Annotated in this window: 2 protein-coding genes; both read right to left on the bottom strand. The window is 45.1% G+C overall.

Annotated elements, in window-relative coordinates; all coding sequences use genetic code 11:
• Positions 1-763 (bottom strand): bifunctional helix-turn-helix transcriptional regulator/GNAT family N-acetyltransferase (locus tag R7P35_RS24340; protein WP_318092904.1); only part of this gene is annotated, 763 nt, incomplete at its 3' end.
• A gap of 110 nt (positions 764-873) precedes the next feature.
• Positions 874-1,278: a DUF2061 domain-containing protein gene (locus R7P35_RS24335; protein WP_085577273.1), complete on the bottom strand. Its 405-nt coding sequence runs from the start codon at positions 1,276-1,278 to the stop codon at positions 874-876.
• Positions 1,279-1,422 lie beyond the last annotated feature (144 nt).

Here is a 1,422-nt window from a genome sequence, read left to right as displayed (position 1 = left end):
AGCCAAGTTGCTTCGCCAATTGCAGACTCAGCGCGACGATACGTTTTGCCAAGCCGTGTCCACGAGTTTGGGGTAAAAAGTACATTTTCTGTAGTTCGCACACGTTAGGTTCGCCTGCTAGTGGAGCAAAACCACCACCACCGACGATGACGCCATTGTGCTCAATCACCCAATAAGCGGCACCTTGTTGGTTATACACAGAATACATGTCATCAAGTGTTGGGTCTGCGACGCCGTATCCTTTGTCTGCGGTTAGACCATATTCCGCGGAAACCTGACGAATCACGTCGGCGACTTGTGGGTTATCGGCCTTGCTGAGTGGGCGAAGAACAAATTGGTTTGCTTGGCATACTTTGGTTAAGCCTTTTAGATACACTTCAAGCCCTTGTTTGAGCTGGTGCTGTTCGTTTTCGTCCAGATGGGATAGCAATGATTCGAAGAAAGTATTTTGTTGTTGGTCGAGTTGAGATAGCGCGTGTTGGCCTTGCTCGGTCAAAGCTATGAACTGGCTGCGCTTGTCTTTTGGATTTTCGATGCTCTCAACCAGGCTCTGCTTGATGAGAGCAGTTACGGTGCGGCTGGCATTGGATTTATCTACGTTAAGCTGCTGCGCCAGTTGATTGATAGTCAGTGGCTGTAATTGGATCTCGCCCAAGGCATGAGCTTGTACTGGGGTGAGGGTAACCTCGCCACATTGTTTATCAAGCATACCTAACAAGCGGACGGTCTGTCGGGAGTAATGTCTGAGCTGACGAGGATTCATCTTAAGTTACCTATAATAAGTTGCGTACCGCAATTAATTTAATTGCGGTACGCAACATTGTCAATGATGAATCGGTTTGAGCTCGCTGTTGCTTCGGTTTCGACCCGCTCTTAAGCGTGTTTGTGGAAGCAAAAATGCGGCGCTGAGCCCTGATCAGACGATTTACGTAACCAAACTTTTTCGTGGAAGTAGTAGGCTACGGTATTTAATGATGGCTCTAGCATTGCCATAACGCCACCGATAAATGCATCACCCGTTAACAAGTAAACCACCGTAAACGCTACGCTAAAGTGTACCGTTGCGAAACTCGCGGTTTTTAGCTTGGTCATGAATTGACGAGCTTTTAAAGCGGGAACACTTGCCCAAGCTTTTTCATGAAAGTAAAAAGCGACGGTGTTTACTGATGGCTCAATCATGGCAATTAAACTACCAATTAGAATGTCGCCAGTAAGCACGTAAGCGACACTAAATGCGATAGTAAAATGCAGCGTTGCGAATGTTAGTGTCTTTTTCATGATAATTACTCAATCGTGTTTGTTTCGATGAATACATTATCGATAATACTTCTCATTAACGCCAATGGGTGGTGGATATTAATTTGATAGGTAAAAACTATCGATAGGAGGATTTTTACTGAATGGACTGATAAAAAAAAGGTT

The sequence above is a fragment of the Vibrio sp. Vb0304 genome (assembly GCF_033338995.1).
Classification (GTDB): Bacteria; Pseudomonadota; Gammaproteobacteria; order Enterobacterales; family Vibrionaceae; genus Vibrio; species Vibrio alginolyticus.
Note: the sequence above shows the minus strand (reverse complement) of the source record. Positions and strands in the feature narration are given on the sequence as shown.

Excerpts from the sequence above, each read along its gene's own strand:
- R7P35_RS24335 (WP_085577273.1), bottom strand. The coding sequence starts at position 1,278 with ATGAAAAAGACACTAACATTCGCAACGCTGCATTTTACTATCGCATTT.